This window comes from Vibrio sp. 9-16B-A1 (assembly GCF_056726165.1).
On the sequence record NZ_JBSDZD010000018.1, the window covers coordinates 1 to 17,557 of the forward strand.

Consider the following 17,557-nt stretch of genomic DNA (forward strand, 5'->3'; position numbering starts at 1 on the left):
AACCACAGAACCACAGAACCACAGAACCACAGAACCACAGAACCACAGAACCACAGAACCACAGAACCACAGAACCACAGAACCACAGAACCACAGAACCACAGAACCACAGAACCACAGAACCACAGAACCACAAAAAAAGCCGAATATTTTCACCAGCCTTTGTGCCCCGCGCTTTCCCCAGTTTTTTATTCCAACCGCTTTCGTTATTCATTTTATTTTGGCCAGTGAATTGTGCTGCCTTGTTCCGGTTGTACAGATCGTTTCATCCAGATAATCGCTGTGCTACTGGTGTTTGTTTCTGTTTTGTTAATTTTGCTTTTGGCATATTTATTGTTTTATAAATAACTGCCGAGTGTGTCTTTGGTAGTGGTTTGTTGTGCTTCTTTGCTTGTTTTTCCGATGTTTTCGCTGTGGGGGAAGATTTATTAATCCGCACTAAAAGTCTTAAATGATGCATTAATATGCAGTTATTCTGCTTTAAATTCAGGCTAAAACCCATTTTTCTGCTTTATTTGTTGCTTTCCTGTGAATTATTTGCCAAATTGTGTGCTGACTGATTTTTGTCAGAGGGTCGCATGAAGCATAAACCTCTGGCGCTGAATGGATTCAATTTTACAGACAGGGCAGAAAGCTGCCGAAGCAGTAGAGGTCTGGTGATGTCACTATTAGAAGTAAAAAATCTTCGCATTGAGTATCCGTCCCGTCACGGTGTGCACGCTGCGGTTAAGTCATTGTCGTTCAATATCGAGCGCGGCGAGATCGTGGGTGTGGTTGGTGAATCGGGCGCGGGTAAATCGACCGTGGGCAACGCGGTTATCGATCTGCTGAGCCCTCCGGGTCTTATCGCAGACGGTGAGGTGTTTCTCGATGGCGAGAAAATTTCCGGGCTGAGCCCTGAGCAGATGCGCAGAGTGCGCGGCTCAAAAATCGGGTTTATCTTTCAGGACCCGATGACTTCCCTGAACCCCCTGTTTACCGTAGAGCAGCAGCTGACCGAGACCATTCATGCCAATATGAAAGTCTCCGAGCAGGAAGCGTACGACCGTGCGCTGGCGCTGATGAATCAGGTGGGCATCCCGCAGCCGGAAAACCGTTTAAAACAGTATCCACACCAGTTCTCTGGCGGTATGCGCCAGCGGGTGGTGATTGCGATTGCACTGGCCGGTGAGCCGGACCTGATCATTGCCGATGAGCCGACTACCGCACTGGATGTGTCGATTCAGGACCAGATCCTGACCCTTATTCGCGAGCTGTGTATTAAAAACAACGTCGGCTGTATGCTGGTGACCCACGATATGGGCGTGGTGTCTAACGTGACCGATAAGGTCGCGGTGATGTACCGCGGCGACCTGGTAGAGTTTGGGCCAACCCAGAAAGTATTAGGTACTCCGGAACACTCCTATACCCGCAGTCTGATCTCAGCGGTACCGCGCTCGGATATTAAGCTGGAGCGTTTCCCGCTGGTGAGCTACATCGAAGAGGCCCACGAGATGGAGCCGCTGGATGTGAAAAACCACTGGCTGGGCCAGAGCCAGGACCAGCGCGAGTACACCGGACCGCTGCTGAACGTGGAAAACGTCAATCTGCGTTTTATCACTAAAGATTCGCTGTTTGAGAGCCGCCGCCAGTACGTGCAGGCCTCCAATAACGTCAGCTTTGAAGTGCATGAAGGTGAAACCTTTGGCCTGGTGGGTGAGTCCGGTTCGGGCAAATCGACCATTGCACGGGTTATCGCTGGTCTGTATGAGCCGAACTCGGGCAAAGTAACTTTTGAAGGCATCGACCTGACATCGCTGAAGTCAGAGAAAGAGCGCCGTCCGATGCGCCGTCAGATGCAGATGGTGTTCCAGAACCCGTACACCTCAATGAACCCGCGGATGAAGATCTTCGATATTATCGCCGAGCCGATCCGTTTCCATAACCTGACCGCCAATGAAACCGAGACCCGTCAGATCGTCCACGATCTGTTGGATCACGTGGGGCTGGGCAGAATGGCCGGGGTGAAATACCCACACGAATTCTCCGGGGGCCAGCGTCAGCGTATCTCTATCGCCCGCGCACTGGCGACCCGCCCAAGACTTCTGATCTGTGATGAGCCGACATCGGCACTGGATGTATCGGTTCAGGCACAGATCCTCAACCTGCTTAAAGACCTTCAGGACGAGCTCAACCTGACGATGCTGTTTATCAGCCATGACTTGCCGGTAATACGTCAGATGTGTGATCGGATTGGGGTGATGCAGATGGGTACCCTGCTTGAAGTGGCGCCCACTGAACAGCTGTTTAATGACCCTCAGCACGAGTACAGCAAGCAGCTTATTTCCCTGATGCCTGAATTTACCGGGCTGCGGGAAGACGTAAAAACGGCATAAGCCAACAACAAACACAACACAGACAAATACAACAAACAGGGATTCGGATTCCCGCATAAGGAGTTATGCAATGAAAACCATTAAGAGCAAATTAGCTTTGGCGCTAATCGCAGCAGGCCTGAGTGCCAGCGTTGCTGCGGCAGATATCACTGTTGCTTACGATGCTGACCCGGTATCACTGGACCCGCATGAGCAACTGTCCGGTGGTACTCTGCAAATGTCTCACATGGTGTTTGATCCTCTGGTTCGTTATACCCAGAAGCTGGACTTTGAACCTCGCCTTGCAAGCAGCTGGGAGCGTGTCGATGACAAGACCTTCCGTTTCAGCCTGCGCAAAGGTGTGAAGTTCCACTCCGGCAACGAGCTGACCGCTGATGATGTGGTGTGGACCTTTGAGCGACTGAAGAACTCTCCGGACTTTAAAGCCATCTTCGACCCGTACGAGAAAATGGTCAAAGTGGACGATTACACCGTAGAGCTGGTGTCTAAAGGCGCTTACCCTCTGGTTCTTCAGACCGCGACTTACATCTTCCCGATGGACAGCAAGTTCTACTCAGGCCAGACCGCAGACGGCAAAGACAAAGCGGAAGTGGTTAAGCACGGTAACTCATTTGCATCGACCAACGTTTCCGGTACCGGCCCGTTCGTGGTGACCTCGCGTGAGCAGGGCATCAAGGTGGTATTCGAGCGTTTTGCTGACTACTGGGATAAAGACGCAGGTAACGTGGACAAGCTGACTCTGGTACCGATCAAGGAAGACGCGACCCGTGTTGCAGCACTGCTGTCCGGTGACGTAGACATGATCGCGCCGGTTGCGCCGAACGATCACAAGCGTGTTGAGAAAGCCAAAGGTGTGGATCTGGTGACCCTGCCGGGTACCCGTATCATCACCTTCCAGATGAACCAGAGCAGCAACGAAGCACTGAAAGATGTGCGCGTTCGTCAGGCGATTGTTCACGCGATCAACAACGAAGGTATCGTGAAGAAAATCATGAAGGGCTTTGCGACCGCTGCCGGTCAGCAGGGACCGGAAGGTTACGCGGGTTATGGTGCAGATCTGGTACCACGTTATGACCTGAAGAAAGCCAAGGCGCTGATGAAAGAAGCAGGCTACGAGAAAGGCTTTAACCTGACCATGATGGCACCGAACAACCGTTACGTGAACGATGCCAAAGTGGCTCAGGCTGCCGCGGCGATGCTGTCTAAGATCGGTATCAAGGTTGACCTGAAGACCATGCCTAAAGCGCAGTACTGGCCTGAGTTCGACAAATGTGCGGCAGACATGCTGATGATCGGCTGGCACTCGGATACCGAGGATTCAGCGAACTTCTCTGAGTTCCTGACCATGACCCGTAACGAAGAGACCGGCCGTGGCCAGTACAACTGTGGTTACTACTCGAATGCCGAAGTCGACAAGCTGGTGGAAGCGTCGAACGTAGAAACCGATCCGGCCAAACGTGCGGCGATGCTGAAGCAGGTTGAAACTACCCTGTACAACGAAGCGGCGTTTGTTCCTCTTCACTGGCAGAACCTGGCGTGGGGCGCGAAATCTACTCTGGATATCAAGCCAATCGTCAACGCAATGAACTTCCCTTACTTCGGTGACCTGGTGGTTTCTGAGTAAGGTGCTGATGGCTGCCTGCAGTGCGGGCAGCCACGGGTGACCAGGAGGTCACCCTGGTTTTTTGGTGCTTAACCTTCCTTCAGTCGGGTTGAGTGCCATTTTTCAGACTGAATAGTCAGGGAAAGCAAAAAGGGGCAGGGAATGTTTACGTTTCTGGTCAAGCGCCTGTTTCAGGCACTGATAGTGATGTTTGTGATCAGTTTGGTGGCGTTTGCTATTCAGGATAACCTGGGGGACCCGCTGCGTGAGCTGGTCGGCCAGTCGGTTTCTGAAGCGGAGCGTCAGGCATTACGCGACGAGCTTGGTCTCAACGACCCGTTTATTACCAAATACACCCGGTTTATCGGCGCTGCATTGCAGGGCGATCTGGGGACATCTTATTTCTTTAAACGTCCGGCGGTGGACGTGATCCTCGATAAGCTGGTGGCCACTCTTGAACTGGTGTTCGGAGCCTCCGTGATTATCGTGGTGCTGTCGATTCCGCTCGGGGTTTATTCCGCCATCCATCCAAAGAGTCTGTTTACCAAATTTGTGATGGCGATGAGCAGTATCGGGATCTCGATACCGGTCTTTCTGACCGCGATTATGCTGATGTACATCTTCTCCATTGAGCTGGGCTGGCTGCCGTCCTTTGGCCGCGGTGAGACCGCCAATGTGCTCGGCTGGGAGTCCGGCTTCTTTACCGCAGACGGACTGGCGCACCTGGTGCTGCCGTGTATCGCGCTGGCTTCGATCATGCTGCCGTTGTTCATCCGTCTGGTGCGTTCAGAGATGCTGGAAGTGCTGAGTTCAGAGTACATCAAGTTCTGTAAGGCCAAGGGCCTGGCAATGAACAAGGTGTATTACCAGCACGCGCTGAAAAACACCATGCTGCCGGTACTGACCGTCGGCGGGGTGCAGATAGGTACCATGGTGGCCTACACCATACTGACTGAGACCGTGTTTCAGTGGCCGGGTACCGGTTTTCTTTTCCTTGAGGCGATCAACCGGGTAGATACCCCGCTTATCACCGCCTATGTCATCTTTGTCGGCCTGATTTTTGTTGTGACCAACACCATCGTTGACCTCATGTATGGTCTGATCAACCCGACCGTTAACCTGACCGGAAAAGGAGCATAACCATGAATACCACAACCGCCGCTGCTCCTGGCCGCTGGGAGCGTTTTAAGCAGTCCGATATTCTGTATTACTTTCTGAAAGACAAAGTCGCCATGTTCAGCTTTACGGTGTTTATGCTGTTCCTGGTGATGTCACTGGCGGCGCCGCTGATTGCGCCGACCAACCCGTACGACCTGACTTCGATCGATATCATGGACGCTGAGCTGCCGCCTTCCTGGATGGAAGATGGCGAAGAGCGTTTTGTACTGGGTACCGATGAGCAGGGCCGGGATATTTTCTCGACCATTCTTTACGGTTCGCGCCTGTCGCTGACCATCGGCTTTCTGGCTGTGGGTCTGCAGCTGCTGCTGGGCATCATCATCGGCCTGTCGGCGGGCTATTTTGGTGGCCGTATCGACAGCTTCCTGATGCGTTTTGCGGATGTGCAGCTGTCGTTCTCGACCATGATGGTGGCGATCATCGTCTCGGCGATTTTCAAAGCCAGTTTTGGCAGTGAGTTTTACAGCCAGTACGCAGTGGTGATGCTGATTGTGATCATCGGTGTCGCCGAGTGGCCGCAGTACGCCCGGACCATACGTGCTTCGGTACTGGCTGAGAAGAAGAAAGAGTACGTGGAAGCCGCGCGGGTGATGGGCTTTAAAGCGCCGCGGATCATGTTCCGCCACATTCTGCCGAACTGTCTCTCGCCAATTCTGGTGATCTCAACCGTGCAGGTGGCGAATGCCATCATGTCTGAGGCTGCACTCTCATTCCTTGGTCTGGGTCTGCCGGTAGACCAGCCGTCTCTGGGCGCGCTGATCAGTACCGGTTTTAACTACATCTTCTCCGGTGCCTGGTGGATCACCGCCTTCCCTGGCATCGTACTGGTCCTTCTGGTACTGGTGATTAACCTGCTGGGTGACTGGTTGCGTGATGTATTTAACCCTAAGATCTACAAAGGGTGATCCAAGCCGATTGATTTCTAATCAGTTTTATTCCTAAACTAAAGAGTCGAATTTTTCGGCTCTTTTTTTGCATCCGTTTAGACCTGGATTTGCTGTGGAGAGGAACTATGGACGGAAAAGTGACGGTGCGTGCCGTCTTCATTGCAGCTGTGATTGCCCTTATGCTGCCTGCACGCGCCGCAATGGCGGATGATTACCTGTGTGACGCTACTCAGGCGTCAAAGAACGAGTTGCCGCTGCTGAGCGCCGGTTGCCCGATCGGTGATGGTCTGTGGGGCAAGAAACGGCCGCGCAATCAGGAAAACCTGTTCTGGGTGCAGTGTGGCATCCTGGATAAAGCGATGCCGCTCAAAGACGCCAAGCCTCTCTACCGTCAGATTTCTGCCGATGTGTGGATGAAAAAAGAGGGGAAGGGTTACCGGTGTCTGATTGGTCCTTACGAGGATTATGCGACCGCCCGCAGTGACTGGAGCAAGGTACGCAAGCTTGCCGGCTATCAGGATGTGTTTATCCGTGAGGTCGCCATTAAGCCTGATCTGAAACCTGCCGCCAAACAGAAACGTCCTGCACCAAAGCCGGCGCAAAAGAGCGCCTCTTTACCAGCCAAACCTGCGGCCGCCGCTCCGGCTGCTGTATCGACTGCCGCAACATCAAAAACGGCAAATTTTTCTTCGGCGCCCAAAGCCGTTGCTAACGGGAACATCGAAATCCGCCGCAAAGCCAGCCTGAATGGTCACAACTATGTGGTGCCGTACATCAATGATGGTTCAGATACTTTCTATATGGAGTACGACACGCCCTGGAACAGGATGAGTTACAAGTCCGCCAAAGCGCTGTGTGGCAAGTTGTCGATGCGTCTGGCCAACCATGATGAGTGGCAGGCCATTCTGCAGAGCGATGAGCTGGGTAAGAACAGCTGGCCGGTGCACCTGCCGTACTGGGGTATCAACCAGCAGGGCTTCTTTACCAGCGGAAAGGTCACCCAGCTGAAAGGTACCTCGCTGCTCAATGTGCTTTGTATCGAGCCGTAACCGCAAACCTGAATAAAAAAGCCAGCTTATCCAGCTGGCTTTTTTATTCAGAAATTTACCTGTGCCGTCAGGCCGGTCTCTTCGCCGGTGAAGTAAGGCAGCACCGTAATCGAGTAGCCTTTTTCGGTGACCATATACTGAATGCCGGTCGCCAGTGCCATGCCGGCTACCACATCACGCCAGTAATGGTAATCTCCTTCAACCCTGGAATACCCAACCAGTGCCGCCGCTGCATAGGCAGGAATGCCATACGCCGCGCCGTAGCGGAACTGCAGATAGGCCGCGCCCTGAGTGGCTGCCGAAGTGTGGCCGGACGGGAAAGAGTGCTCGCCGCCGTTTGGCCGCTCGGCATTGACCGAATATTTCAGCGCCTGGGTGGCGACCACGGTATAAACCGCGCCTTCAGCGAGCTGAATAAAGCCCTCTTTATCGCCCTTATACAGTGAGATGGCACCGGCGGTCAGCGGAATACCGATCTGGGCGATATCGCCGTAGGTGGTCAGGGTATCTTTAGCCTGCAGGGCCGGGGAGGTCAGGCTGGCACCGAGTGCGAGCAGGGTAAGGGGCTTTTTCATTCCGTTGGATTTCTTTGTGTTTTGGGGCGGCTATTGTAACGGGCGGGGAGATTTCTTTCAGCCGGATATTTGTAAGTCTTCGTATTGACCTCATAAATTAAAGCCCGGCGATGCCGGGCTGTATTTTTCTGTCAGTCATTACAATCGGTGCAGATCGCGACGCCGGAGAAATCAATATCACCCAGTTCACCATTTTTAACGGTTTTGGTTATAGGGCCGTAAATCACATCGTCTGTCGTTCCTGCGTAGATGAGCCAGGTACCATCCTGCAGTGGCTGATTAAAGGTGTAGCTGTCCTGAGCCTGGTTGATCCAGCCGGTTGTCAGCTCTTTGCTGCCATCGGACGTAAACACGTACAGCTCTTTCATCGGGCTGGTGATGTCATCGGTGTAACCCGCACTGTAGTTTTCATTGCCCAGCCAGCCGTCGATAACATGCGCCTGGTAGTCCGCAGTGTTTTGCCTGAGGTTGGTATAGGTGGTTGGCAACTGCAGGCTGTTTTCCAGAGTCGCCATTGCGGTATCGAAAGCTGTAAAATTTGTATTGCCCGGGGCCGTGTAAGCGTCACGGGTCAGCTGAAGCAACTGTTCACTGGTCATGCCTTTTTCGTACATGTATTCCAGTGATACCAGGTACATACGGTACATGTGGTTTTCATACTTACCCGCAGTGGCTGCAGTGATGTTCTGCTCGTCGTTCCAGGTGGTGACAGCCAGTGGTGTCTGGCGGGTCTCTGCCAGGTATTCGGTCAGCAGACCGGCAGTAACGCTGGAGGTGTCTTTACCGGCAAACAGCTCTGCAGAGGCTTCCTGGAACCAGCGTGGCAGATGCAGGTAGACGGTATTTTCACCCAGCAGGGAGTCCTGAATTACGTGAAACAGCTCGTGCTTGGCCAGTTGATAGCCTTCGGTGAAATTAACGGTGTCAGCCGGGTTGAGCGTTTTCGGAGAGAACTCAAACCGGCGGGTTAAACCTGAGCCATTACCTGACTTGTCGTCGTTATAGCACACTGTCCACTTGTTGCTGGTGGTGATTTTCAGATCATCGGTTTTGCTCAGACCAGTGTGGGCGATCAGCTCATCCAGAGCCACCTGGGCCAGGCGGGCGACCTGGTTCAGCTCTTCCATGTTTTTGTGGGTGTTGTTCTGCCCAAATGTAACTCTGAAGTCAGCCGTTTCAATAACAGCCCCGGCAGCAGGAGTCTGACACAGGTTAGCATTCTCTGTTTGAGTAGTGTTTTCTGTGCTCATTTTGGTGACCACGGTATCGTTGGTCCAGGCTTTGATCAGCGGAGCTCTTTCACCGCCCGGCGTTACTACTGGTGGCACTGACGGAGTTGTTGAAGTACTGTCGCTGCTTTCTGAACCACCACCGCAACCGCTCAGAGCGGCTGCCAGTGCGATGGTCAGTAGAGAGTATTTGTTCATTGGTTGATCCCTGTTTATAAACCTTATTGGCAGTTATCTTGTTGATAAAACCGCCAGTTAACAAGGAACGTAATTTCAGCAAAAAACCGTAAAAATAAATCAGCTGATCTGCAGTTGCATCCATCCCCGGGAGAAGCGCAGGTCTTTTTCTATCAGACTTTCGCTGCATTCCAGTATCTGGCTGATCTCTTTGGTTTTCAGGCCCGCGAAGTATTTCAGCCTGACCACATCGGCCTGACGCGGATAGTGAGTGCTCAGTCCGTCCAGCGCCTGGTTGAGGCTGATGAGCCTGTCGACCGGGTCATCCGCTTGCTCAGGGCTGCCGGGCTGGCGCTTTTGTGCACTGGCTTTGCGGGCGTGGTCGATCAGCAGCTGACGCATCACTTTGGCCACCATCAGAAAGAACTGGCGGCGGTTGGCGAGCTCCGGGGGCCGGCTCTGGCTTAGTTTCAGGTAGGCATCGTGGACCAGGGCGGTAGTGTTGGCCATAGCGCTGCCGAGTACCTGATTATCGTCACCGTATTTTTGTGCGCAGCGGACTCTTTCCTGTTTTGCCAGCTGGTGGAGATGCTGATAGGCGAGACTGTAGAGAGCCTGTTCAGCCTGTTTGTCATTTTGCTGCCAGAGCAGCAGCAAATCTGTGTAGTTATCCTGCTTCATCGCTTAGTTTACCCGCTGCAGTTCAGAAATCCGGTAAGTGCTTACTTCGGTGCCGGATACTGCTTGTTCGAGGCGGTAGAGTATGCCCTGTTGCCAGTCTTCGCCTGTTGGCTGATATTCCCAGCTGGTGTAACGCTGCGGCCCCCATTTGACCATACTGTTGAGCTGAGCCAGGCTGGCGCTGCTTCCATTTTCCAGCCACCACATATCGCCAAAGCGGCCTGTGACCTCATCCTGGTAAGCTTTGCTGTTTTGCGGACATTCCGTATTCATTTCTCCGGTTTGCCATACGCGGTTGTCAGCGATGCGCAGGCAGTGTTTTTGTGGGCCTTTGGCGGTATAGGTTGTCATAACCCAAAAGCCTTCCATGCGGATCTTCTGCTGGCGTGAGGCCGGGTAGGAGAACCAGATGTATTCGGCCCGGTTGGCATGCGGCACGCCTTCGGCTTTGCCCAGTCCTTTGGTTTTCTGGATGGCGACCTGGGTCTGAGGGTCAAACTGGTTGGCAACCGAGCGGTATTTTCGCCGGTCATAATCGTAATAGTCGTCGGTATAGAAGCCGTTGAGGTCGTTGTAGGTACAGCCGGTCAGGGCGCAGCCGACCAGGCCGTCCCAGCCGTCAAACACCGTAATCGCCTCAAATTCGGTTTCGGTGTAGCGCATGGAGTGGTTCATTTCACAGTTGTTTTCGCCGTTTTTACCGCCAAAATAGTCGCCGGTGTCCGGGTAGGTGTAGATCCCTTTACGGGTGACTTTGTAAGTCAGGCCGCCGATTGGCCCGAAGTAGCCGGGCTCGTTCAGCCGGGTAGTGTCGATATAACAGGGCGTACCGTTGCGGTCGTGTTTTTTGACGATCTCATTTTTTATTACGGTATCTAACGGGCGAAGCACGACCTGGCTGAGATCTTCAGCGGCGATAGTGGTGCTGGTTGCCAGCAGCAGAAGCAAAGTGGCTTTATTCATGATTATTCTTTTTCTTGATTGCATTCGGGGCCACAGTCAGCGCTGAGCTGCTGTTTGGCCGGGATTGGGGTGACCATAGCGGTCAGCAGTTTTTGTTTGAGTTCGCCGGGCAGTTCCGGGTTGGCCAGTACCCGCCGTCTCGTCAGTTCAAGGATGCTTCCCAGTGGCGCATCCTGCTTGCTGTTAAACATCAGCGCGGTCATCTCGAACACCATCTGCTCGGCGAGTTTTTTCTCGCTGGCGAGCTGGGTATTTTTACTGGCCAGAACATGGTTAAATCCAATCAACAGCGTCAGCAGGCTGATTAGTACCCCTGTACGAAACGGGTGCCGCCGGGCGGCTTTAGCGGCGACCTGGCGAAACTGATGGCGCTGCATACTGAGCGGGTGATGACTGAGCAGGGCCCGGACATCTTCTGCCAGTGATACCACGCTCTGGTAGCGCCAGATCGGGTCAGGGTCGCAGGCTTTGGCGATGATCAGATCCACTTCTTTGCTGGCTTTGTCCTTTCGCAGCATCCATTCCAGCAGCCGGCCGAGCGAGTAAACATCGCTTTGAGTAGTCAGGTACTCACCGGCGGCCTGCTCCGGGCTGGCAAACTCGCGGCTCAGGGCGCGTATTTCGCTGTTGCCGTTACCTGTGATGTTAAAATCGAGCACTTTTGGGGTGTGGTCCGGCTGAATGAGGATGTTTTCCGGTTTCAGGTCCGCGTGCAGAATGTGGTTCTGGTGGGCGTGCGCGATCGCCTGGCAGATGCGTTCAAACAGTACCAGTTTTTCCTTTACCGGGATGGAATGGCGTTGCAGAAAGGTGCCGAGCGGGTCGCCGTCGACCTTTTCCATGACGATGTAGGCCAGGCCATCCTCCCGCCCGCCATCAAAGACTTTGGCGATATAAGGGTGGTTAAGCCTCGCCAGCAGCTGCGCTTCCTGGTAAAGAAAACCACTGCCGAGCATGGCCTGCAGCCTGGGCCTGCTGATTTTAATTGCCAGGGTCTGCTCAAACGTCTCATCAAAACGCTCAGCCTGGTAGACCACGCCCATCCCGCCGCGGCCAAGCAGATGTCTGAGGCGGTATTTTCCAAGCCCAGTCCCCTCAAGCTCAAACAATCGGTCATCGCTGGCCAGCATTTGCTCTGCCTGACCGGATATCAGCTCGGTCAGCAGCGAGGTGTTGGCGGCTTCCGCTTCAATAAAGGGTTTCAGTTCCTCCGCCAGTTGCGGGTTATCGCGTTCGAGCTGATGAAGAAAGCTGGCTTTCTGTTGTTCACATAGGTCAAAGTACTGATAAAGGAGATCGAGTTGCGGGTTGCCGGACATTCGGATATTGCGGTTTGATTAACAGGCGAATCAGCCCATTTTAACCGATTGATTTAGTGAATGCTTGTGAAGGATGTGAGCCGGGCAGGAAATTTTATAAAAAATAAAGCCCGGCAGAAGCCGGGCCTGAATGAGAGGTGGCTGAAGCAGTTACCTCATAGTAACGAACTCTTCCGACCCCGTCGGGTGGATTGCCACTACGCTGTCAAAGTCCGCTTTGGTCGCGCCCATCTTCATGGCCACACCGAAGCCCTGGATCATTTCATCCACGGTAAAGCCGATGCCGTGCAGGCCGACTACGGTCTCTTCTTCACCGGCACAGACCAGTTTCATCTTACATGGCTGACGGTTTGAGGTAACCGCGGTGTACATGGCGGTGAAGCCGGATTTGTACACTTTCACGTTCTCTTCGCCGTATTTGGCGATGGCTTCCGGCTCAGTCAGGCCGATGGTGCCGATTGGCGGGTGGCTGAATACCACGGTCGGAACCAGGCTGTAATCCATTTTGGCGTCTGGCTTGTTGTTGAACAGGCGCTCAGACAGCTGACGGCCCGCTTTAACAGCAACAGGGGTCAGCTCGATGCCACCTTCCATAATGTCGCCGACACAGTAGATGCCTTCAACGTTGGTTTGCTGGTATTCATCCACTTTGATGTAGCCGCGCTCGTTGGTTGCTACGCCGGTTGCCTGCAGGTTGATGGCGTCGGTCGCCGGGTGACGGCCGATAGCCCAGATCAGGGTGTCCACGTTCTGTGAGTTGCCGTTTTCCAGGTGCAGGGTCAGGCTGCCGTCGGCTTCTTTTACGATTTCTTTTGGCACCGAATGGGTGTGCAGGGAAGGCCCTTCGTTTTCCATCACTTCCATCAGGGTGTCGATGATCATAGGGTCAAAGCTGCGCAGCGGAGACTGCTTGCGGCAGAACAGATGTGTTTCGCTGCCCAGCGCGTGCAGTACGCCTGCGATTTCAACGGCGATATAGCCTGCACCCACAACTGCAACGCGTTTTGGCTGCTCGTTCAGCTCAAAGAAACCGTTTGAGTCGATGCCGTGTTCCGCACCCGGAATGTTCGGGATAGTCGGACGGCCGCCAACGGCGATCAGGATATGGTCTGCGGTGTAGTGCTCGCCGTTCACTTCAACGGTGTTGGCATCAACAAATTTGGCAAACCCTTTGATCACGTTGATTTTGTTGTTGCCCAGTACGTTGTCGTATGCGGTGTGAATACGGCTGATGTACGCCTGACGGCTCTCAACCAGTTTGCTCCAGTCAAAGCCTTTCACATCCACATCGAAGCCGTAGTCTTTGGCGTACAGGTGCATGGCTTCCGCGATCTGAGCGCCGTGCCACATCACTTTCTTAGGTACGCAGCCTACGTTGACACAGGTACCACCCAGGTCCTGCGCTTCAATCAGCGCCACTTTCGCGCCGTACATCGCTGCACGGTTCGCCGACGCAATACCGCCGCTGCCACCACCGATACAGATATAATCAAAATGTGTTGCCATGACTTTCTCCTTGGTTTTTATTTGGTTGGCGTAAGGCGTGGGATGTTGTTGAGCTTTCCCTTATTGGAGCCTTACAGCCGTAAACTGTTTTTTGGGACGTGGTACGTGAGCGCTTCGCTGCGTGGGACGAGGGGCTGAGTTGCCTACTGAATGTCCTTAAGTCACGTTTCTCGAACCTTGTTTCCTTTTTTCTGATACGCGGGACGTGTGCGCTTCGCTGCGTGGTACGCGGGGCTGATTTATCCACTGAACATCCTCAAACCGCGTCCCACGAACCACGTACCCATTGTTTTTACTCCGGTACCACCCATTCCACTTTATGGAACCCTGTCGCAGGCGCAATAGCCTGCTTCAGAAACGGCAAAATGACCTCCATCTGCTGCTCCAGTTTCCACGGCGGGTTGATGACGATCATGCCTGAGGCGGTCATGCCGCGCTCGTTGGTGTCCGGGGAGACGCCCAGTTCGATCTGGAGGATTTTACGGATGCCCAGCGCTTTCAGGCCGTCGAGCATGTCGTCGATATCCAGGCGGTTTACTACCGGGTACCAGATAGCGTAGATACCGGTTGCCCAGCGTTTGTGGCTCTCTGCAATTGCTTTAACCACGTCGCGGTATTCGTGTGACAGCTCATAAGGCGGGTCGATCAGCACCAGGCCGCGGCGCTCTTTTGGCGGCAGGCTGGCTTTAAGGCGCTTAAAGCCGTCTTCTTTGTAGATGCTGACCTGGCGGTCACGGTGAAACTCCTGCTCCAGCAGCGGGTAGTCGCTCGGGTGCAGCTCGGTCAGAACCATGCGGTCCTGTTTGCGCAGGTGAGCGCGGGCTACGCGTGGAGAGCCCGGGTAGTAGCGCAGTTCGCTGCCATCGTTCAGGGTTTCAATCGCGGCCAGATAGCTCTGAATATCTTCCGGGATATCCTGCTGTTGCCAGATCCGGGCGATGCCCTGTTTGTATTCGCCGGTCTTTTCTGACCATTCGTGAGTCAGGTCGTAGCGGCCCACACCTGAGTGGGTATCGTGGTAGACAAACGGCTTCTCTTTCTGCTGAAGCGCGTTAAGGATCAATGATTGCACGATATGCTTCACCACATCAGCGTGGTTGCCGGCATGAAAACTGTGTCGATAACTTAGCACGGTAGTCTCTTGATTATTGGATTGGGCTTGCCCGGTTGGCGAAGTATATCAACTCCACTGACGATTTACTTATAGCTGGGGATTAAAAAAACGTCACACTCCGGCGCAAAGTGATTAAGTTTTACGCTTAGCTATTGAATTATTGAGTAGCCGACTACATTTAGTCAGGACAAGAACAGAGATTCAAAAGGAACCCCCGATGTCTAATCCACTTCTTACTATCACCGATTTACCGCAGTTCTCCCAAATCCTCCCGGAGCACGTAAAGCCGGCTATTGACCAGCTGATCGCTGAGTGCCGCGCTATGGTGGAAAAAGTGACGCAGCCGGATGTTGTACCTGGCTGGGAAACGGTTTGCCAGCCGCTGGAAGAAGTGGACGATAAGCTGAGCCGCGCCTGGTCGCCGGTCAGCCATATGAACTCGGTGGTGAACAGCGCTGAACTGCGCGAAGCGTATGAGAGCTGCCTGCCTGCGCTGTCTGAGTACGGCACCTGGGTTGGTCAGCACAAGGCGCTGTATGAAGCCTACAAAACCATTCACGCTTCAGAAGCGTTTGCCGGCCTGAACCAGGCGCAGAAGAAGAGCATCACCGATGCACTGCGTGACTTTGAGCTTTCGGGTATCGGCCTGCCGGCGGATGAGCAGCACCGATACGGTGAGATCAGCAAGCGCATGTCTGAGCTGGGTTCTCAGTTCTCCAACAACGTACTCGACGCGACCATGGGCTGGACCAAACAGATCGCTGACGAAGCCGAACTGGCTGGTATGCCGGAATCAGCCTTGGCAGCGGCTAAAGCCGCAGCAGAAGCCAAAGAGCTGGAAGGCTGGCTGCTGACGCTGGAGATGCCGTCTTACCTGCCGGTGATGACTTACTGTGATAATCAGGAGCTGCGTAAAGAGATGTACGAAGCGTACGTGACCCGCGCTTCTGACCGTGGCCCGAATGCCGGTAAGTGGGACAACAGCGAAATCATGGCCGAAGAGCTGAAACTGCGTCATGAAATCGCCCGTCTGCTGGGCTTTGCCAACTACAGTGAGAAGTCACTGGCGACCAAGATGGCTGAAGAGCCACAGCAGGTCGTGGCATTTTTGAACGACCTGGCGACCCGCGCCAAACCTCAGGGTGAACGTGAAGTGGAAGCGCTGCGTCAGTTTGCTCATGAGAAGTTTGGTGTCAGTGAACTGAACCTGTGGGATATCGCTTACTACAGCGAAAAACAGAAGCAGGACCTGTTCCAGTTCTCAGATGAAGAACTGCGTCCGTATTTTCCGGAAAGCACCGTGGTATCTGGCCTGTTTGAGGTCCTTAAGCGCGTGTTCGGCATGAAGGTTACCGAGCGTGAAGGTGTGGACACCTGGCATGAGTCGGTGCGTTTCTTCGACATCTTTGATGCGGAAGGCACATTGCGCGGAAGCTTCTACCTGGACCTGTACGCCCGTGAGAATAAGCGTGGCGGTGCCTGGATGGATGACTGCCGCGGACGCCGCGTAACTGCATCCGCCGAGCTGCAGACACCGGTTGCCTACCTGACCTGTAACTTCAACAAGCCGGTGGGTGGTAAACCTGCCCAGTTTACCCATGATGAGGTCGTGACTCTGTTCCACGAGTTTGGCCACGGTATCCACCACATGCTGACCCAGATTGAGGTTTCAGCGGTATCGGGTATCAACGGCGTGCCGTGGGATGCGGTAGAGCTGCCAAGCCAGTTCCTGGAAAACTGGTGCTGGGAAGAGGAAGCGCTGAGCTTTATCTCCGGCCACTTCGAGAGCGGTGAGCCCCTGCCAAAAGCGATGCTGGACAAGATGCTGGCGGCGAAGAACTTCCAGTCTGCGATGTTTATCCTGCGTCAGCTGGAGTTCGGCCTGTTCGATTTCACCCTGCACACAGAATACGATCCGGATGTGGGCGCACGCGTACTGGAAACCCTGGCGGAAGTAAAAGCCAAAGTAGCGGTACTGCCTGGCATTGAATGGAACCGTTTCTCACACAGCTTCGGCCATATCTTCGCCGGTGGCTACGCTGCAGGCTACTACAGCTACCTGTGGGCAGAAGTGCTGTCTGCCGATGCGTTCTCCCGCTTCGAAGAAGAGGGCATCTTTAACGCCGAAACCGGTAAGAGCTTCCTGAACAACATCCTGGAAATGGGTGGCAGCGAAGAGCCAATGGACCTGTTCAAACGCTTCCGCGGCCGCGAGCCGGAGATTGATGCGTTGTTGCGACATGCTGGGATTAAATAAGGCGCTTGGCCCTTGGTACTAGGCCCTGGGGGAGTGCGTTGACAGAGAGGCGTCAATCGAAAGGTTGGCGCTTTTTTTATTGTCTGGCAGGACTGGGCTATTGTGGTTCAGAGCCCAGAGCCTTAACTACGGATTCACATTCCTGTTAATCGGGTTCTGCAGCGAGATCAGCGTCTCTGTTGACTGCACTTCATCGATCGCCTGCAGTTTGTCTATCAGGACGAACTGCAGCTCTTCAATCGACTTACACATCAGTTTGACGAAAATATTGTAGGCGCCGGTGGTGTAGTAGGCTTCGACGACTTCATCCAGCGCGTTGAGCTTTTCCAGTGCGGAGTGGTAATCGCGGGCGGCGTTGAGGTTGATGCCGATAAAGCAGCACACGTCGTAGCCGAGTTTCTTGGTGTTGACGATTACCTCGGTGCCTTCAATCACACCAGCGGCTTTCATCTTTTCGATCCGGACGTGGATGGTGGCGGGACTGACATTGAACTGTTTGGCCATCTCCGCATAAGGGGTTCTGGCATCGGTCATCAGCGCTTTGAGTATGGCACGGTCGAGGTCATCGAGGCGCTGCTGGCTGGTTTGCATGTCAATCTCCTGGGGGGAACTCAATCAGTTATCGGATCTGATATACTAATCT

The 17,557-nt window shown here is 53.9% G+C and carries 15 protein-coding genes; 6 read left to right on the top strand and 9 right to left on the bottom strand.

Annotated elements, in window-relative coordinates; genetic code table 11:
- Positions 1-265: 265 nt before the first annotated feature.
- A complete protein-coding gene (locus tag ACVB80_RS21520; protein WP_481083344.1) occupies positions 266-502 on the bottom strand; it encodes a hypothetical protein in 237 nt (78 codons plus the stop codon).
- 157 nt (positions 503-659) lie between these two features.
- On the opposite strand from ACVB80_RS21520, the gene ACVB80_RS21525 reads away from it, so the two are divergent.
- The 5 genes from ACVB80_RS21525 to ACVB80_RS21545 all read left to right on the top strand — a co-directional run bounded on the left by ACVB80_RS21525 (position 660) and on the right by ACVB80_RS21545 (position 7,093).
- Entirely contained in the window at positions 660-2,375 is a 1,716-nt protein-coding gene (locus ACVB80_RS21525; RefSeq protein WP_481083423.1) for a dipeptide ABC transporter ATP-binding protein, read from the top strand.
- 70 nt (positions 2,376-2,445) lie between these two features.
- Positions 2,446-3,999, top strand: coding sequence for an ABC transporter substrate-binding protein (locus ACVB80_RS21530; RefSeq protein WP_481083345.1), 1,554 nt, complete (start codon positions 2,446-2,448; stop codon positions 3,997-3,999).
- A 141-nt stretch (positions 4,000-4,140) separates the two neighbouring features.
- Complete coding sequence (locus tag ACVB80_RS21535) at positions 4,141-5,118, top strand: ABC transporter permease (RefSeq protein WP_481083346.1); 978 nt, start codon at positions 4,141-4,143, stop codon at positions 5,116-5,118.
- Between the two features lie 2 nt (positions 5,119-5,120).
- Positions 5,121-6,062 (top strand): ABC transporter permease, encoded by a 942-nt coding sequence (locus tag ACVB80_RS21540; RefSeq protein WP_481083347.1) that lies wholly within the window; start codon positions 5,121-5,123, stop codon positions 6,060-6,062.
- A 107-nt stretch (positions 6,063-6,169) separates the two neighbouring features.
- Complete coding sequence (locus tag ACVB80_RS21545; protein ID WP_481083348.1) at positions 6,170-7,093, top strand: SPOR domain-containing protein; 924 nt, start codon at positions 6,170-6,172, stop codon at positions 7,091-7,093.
- 47 nt (positions 7,094-7,140) lie between these two features.
- Here ACVB80_RS21545 and ACVB80_RS21550 read toward each other — a convergent pair whose 3' ends face one another.
- The 7 genes from ACVB80_RS21550 to ACVB80_RS21580 form a co-directional block, all read right to left on the bottom strand.
- On the bottom strand, positions 7,141-7,668 hold the full coding sequence (locus ACVB80_RS21550; RefSeq protein WP_481083349.1) for a phosphatase PAP2 family protein: 528 nt from the start codon (positions 7,666-7,668) through the stop codon (positions 7,141-7,143).
- A gap of 131 nt (positions 7,669-7,799) precedes the next feature.
- Positions 7,800-9,095, bottom strand: coding sequence for a hypothetical protein (locus ACVB80_RS21555; protein ID WP_481083350.1), 1,296 nt, complete (start codon positions 9,093-9,095; stop codon positions 7,800-7,802).
- A 99-nt stretch (positions 9,096-9,194) separates the two neighbouring features.
- The gene (locus tag ACVB80_RS21560) at positions 9,195-9,755 is read right to left on the bottom strand and encodes an ECF-type sigma factor (RefSeq protein WP_481083351.1); all 561 of its coding nucleotides are present in this window, start codon (positions 9,753-9,755) and stop codon (positions 9,195-9,197) included.
- A gap of 3 nt (positions 9,756-9,758) precedes the next feature.
- On the bottom strand, positions 9,759-10,718 hold the full coding sequence (locus tag ACVB80_RS21565) for a hypothetical protein (RefSeq protein ID WP_481083352.1): 960 nt from the start codon (positions 10,716-10,718) through the stop codon (positions 9,759-9,761).
- A gap of 2 nt (positions 10,719-10,720) precedes the next feature.
- Positions 10,721-12,037 (bottom strand): serine/threonine protein kinase, encoded by a 1,317-nt coding sequence (locus tag ACVB80_RS21570; RefSeq protein WP_481083353.1) that lies wholly within the window; start codon positions 12,035-12,037, stop codon positions 10,721-10,723.
- 150 nt (positions 12,038-12,187) lie between these two features.
- Positions 12,188-13,543, bottom strand: a complete 1,356-nt coding sequence (gene gorA / locus ACVB80_RS21575) for a glutathione-disulfide reductase (protein WP_481083354.1) — start codon at positions 13,541-13,543, stop codon at positions 12,188-12,190.
- A 292-nt stretch (positions 13,544-13,835) separates the two neighbouring features.
- On the bottom strand, positions 13,836-14,675 hold the full coding sequence (locus tag ACVB80_RS21580; RefSeq protein WP_481083355.1) for a 23S rRNA (adenine(2030)-N(6))-methyltransferase RlmJ: 840 nt from the start codon (positions 14,673-14,675) through the stop codon (positions 13,836-13,838).
- Positions 14,676-14,874: 199 nt separating this feature from the next.
- On the opposite strand from ACVB80_RS21580, the gene prlC reads away from it, so the two are divergent.
- Positions 14,875-16,914, top strand: coding sequence for an oligopeptidase A (gene prlC / locus ACVB80_RS21585; protein WP_481083356.1), 2,040 nt, complete (start codon positions 14,875-14,877; stop codon positions 16,912-16,914).
- Between the two features lie 126 nt (positions 16,915-17,040).
- On the opposite strand, the gene asnC is transcribed toward prlC, so the two are convergent.
- The gene (asnC, locus tag ACVB80_RS21590) at positions 17,041-17,505 is read right to left on the bottom strand and encodes a transcriptional regulator AsnC (protein WP_481083357.1); all 465 of its coding nucleotides are present in this window, start codon (positions 17,503-17,505) and stop codon (positions 17,041-17,043) included.
- Positions 17,506-17,557 lie beyond the last annotated feature (52 nt).

Excerpts from the sequence above, each read along its gene's own strand:
- ACVB80_RS21530 (WP_481083345.1), top strand. The coding sequence starts at position 2,446 with ATGAAAACCATTAAGAGCAAATTAGCTTTGGCGCTAATCGCAGCAGGC.
- ACVB80_RS21525 (WP_481083423.1), top strand. The coding sequence starts at position 660 with ATGTCACTATTAGAAGTAAAAAATCTTCGCATTGAGTATCCGTCCCGT.
- ACVB80_RS21540 (WP_481083347.1), top strand. The coding sequence starts at position 5,121 with ATGAATACCACAACCGCCGCTGCTCCTGGCCGCTGGGAGCGTTTTAAG.
- gorA (WP_481083354.1), bottom strand. The coding sequence starts at position 13,543 with ATGGCAACACATTTTGATTATATCTGTATCGGTGGTGGCAGCGGCGGT.
- ACVB80_RS21520 (WP_481083344.1), bottom strand. The coding sequence starts at position 502 with ATGGGTTTTAGCCTGAATTTAAAGCAGAATAACTGCATATTAATGCAT.
- ACVB80_RS21545 (WP_481083348.1), top strand. The coding sequence starts at position 6,170 with ATGGACGGAAAAGTGACGGTGCGTGCCGTCTTCATTGCAGCTGTGATT.
- ACVB80_RS21550 (WP_481083349.1), bottom strand. The coding sequence starts at position 7,668 with ATGAAAAAGCCCCTTACCCTGCTCGCACTCGGTGCCAGCCTGACCTCC.
- ACVB80_RS21535 (WP_481083346.1), top strand. The coding sequence starts at position 4,141 with ATGTTTACGTTTCTGGTCAAGCGCCTGTTTCAGGCACTGATAGTGATG.
- ACVB80_RS21570 (WP_481083353.1), bottom strand. The coding sequence starts at position 12,037 with ATGTCCGGCAACCCGCAACTCGATCTCCTTTATCAGTACTTTGACCTA.
- asnC (WP_481083357.1), bottom strand. The coding sequence starts at position 17,505 with ATGCAAACCAGCCAGCAGCGCCTCGATGACCTCGACCGTGCCATACTC.
- ACVB80_RS21560 (WP_481083351.1), bottom strand. The coding sequence starts at position 9,755 with ATGAAGCAGGATAACTACACAGATTTGCTGCTGCTCTGGCAGCAAAAT.
- ACVB80_RS21565 (WP_481083352.1), bottom strand. The coding sequence starts at position 10,718 with ATGAATAAAGCCACTTTGCTTCTGCTGCTGGCAACCAGCACCACTATC.
- prlC (WP_481083356.1), top strand. The coding sequence starts at position 14,875 with ATGTCTAATCCACTTCTTACTATCACCGATTTACCGCAGTTCTCCCAA.
- ACVB80_RS21555 (WP_481083350.1), bottom strand. The coding sequence starts at position 9,095 with ATGAACAAATACTCTCTACTGACCATCGCACTGGCAGCCGCTCTGAGC.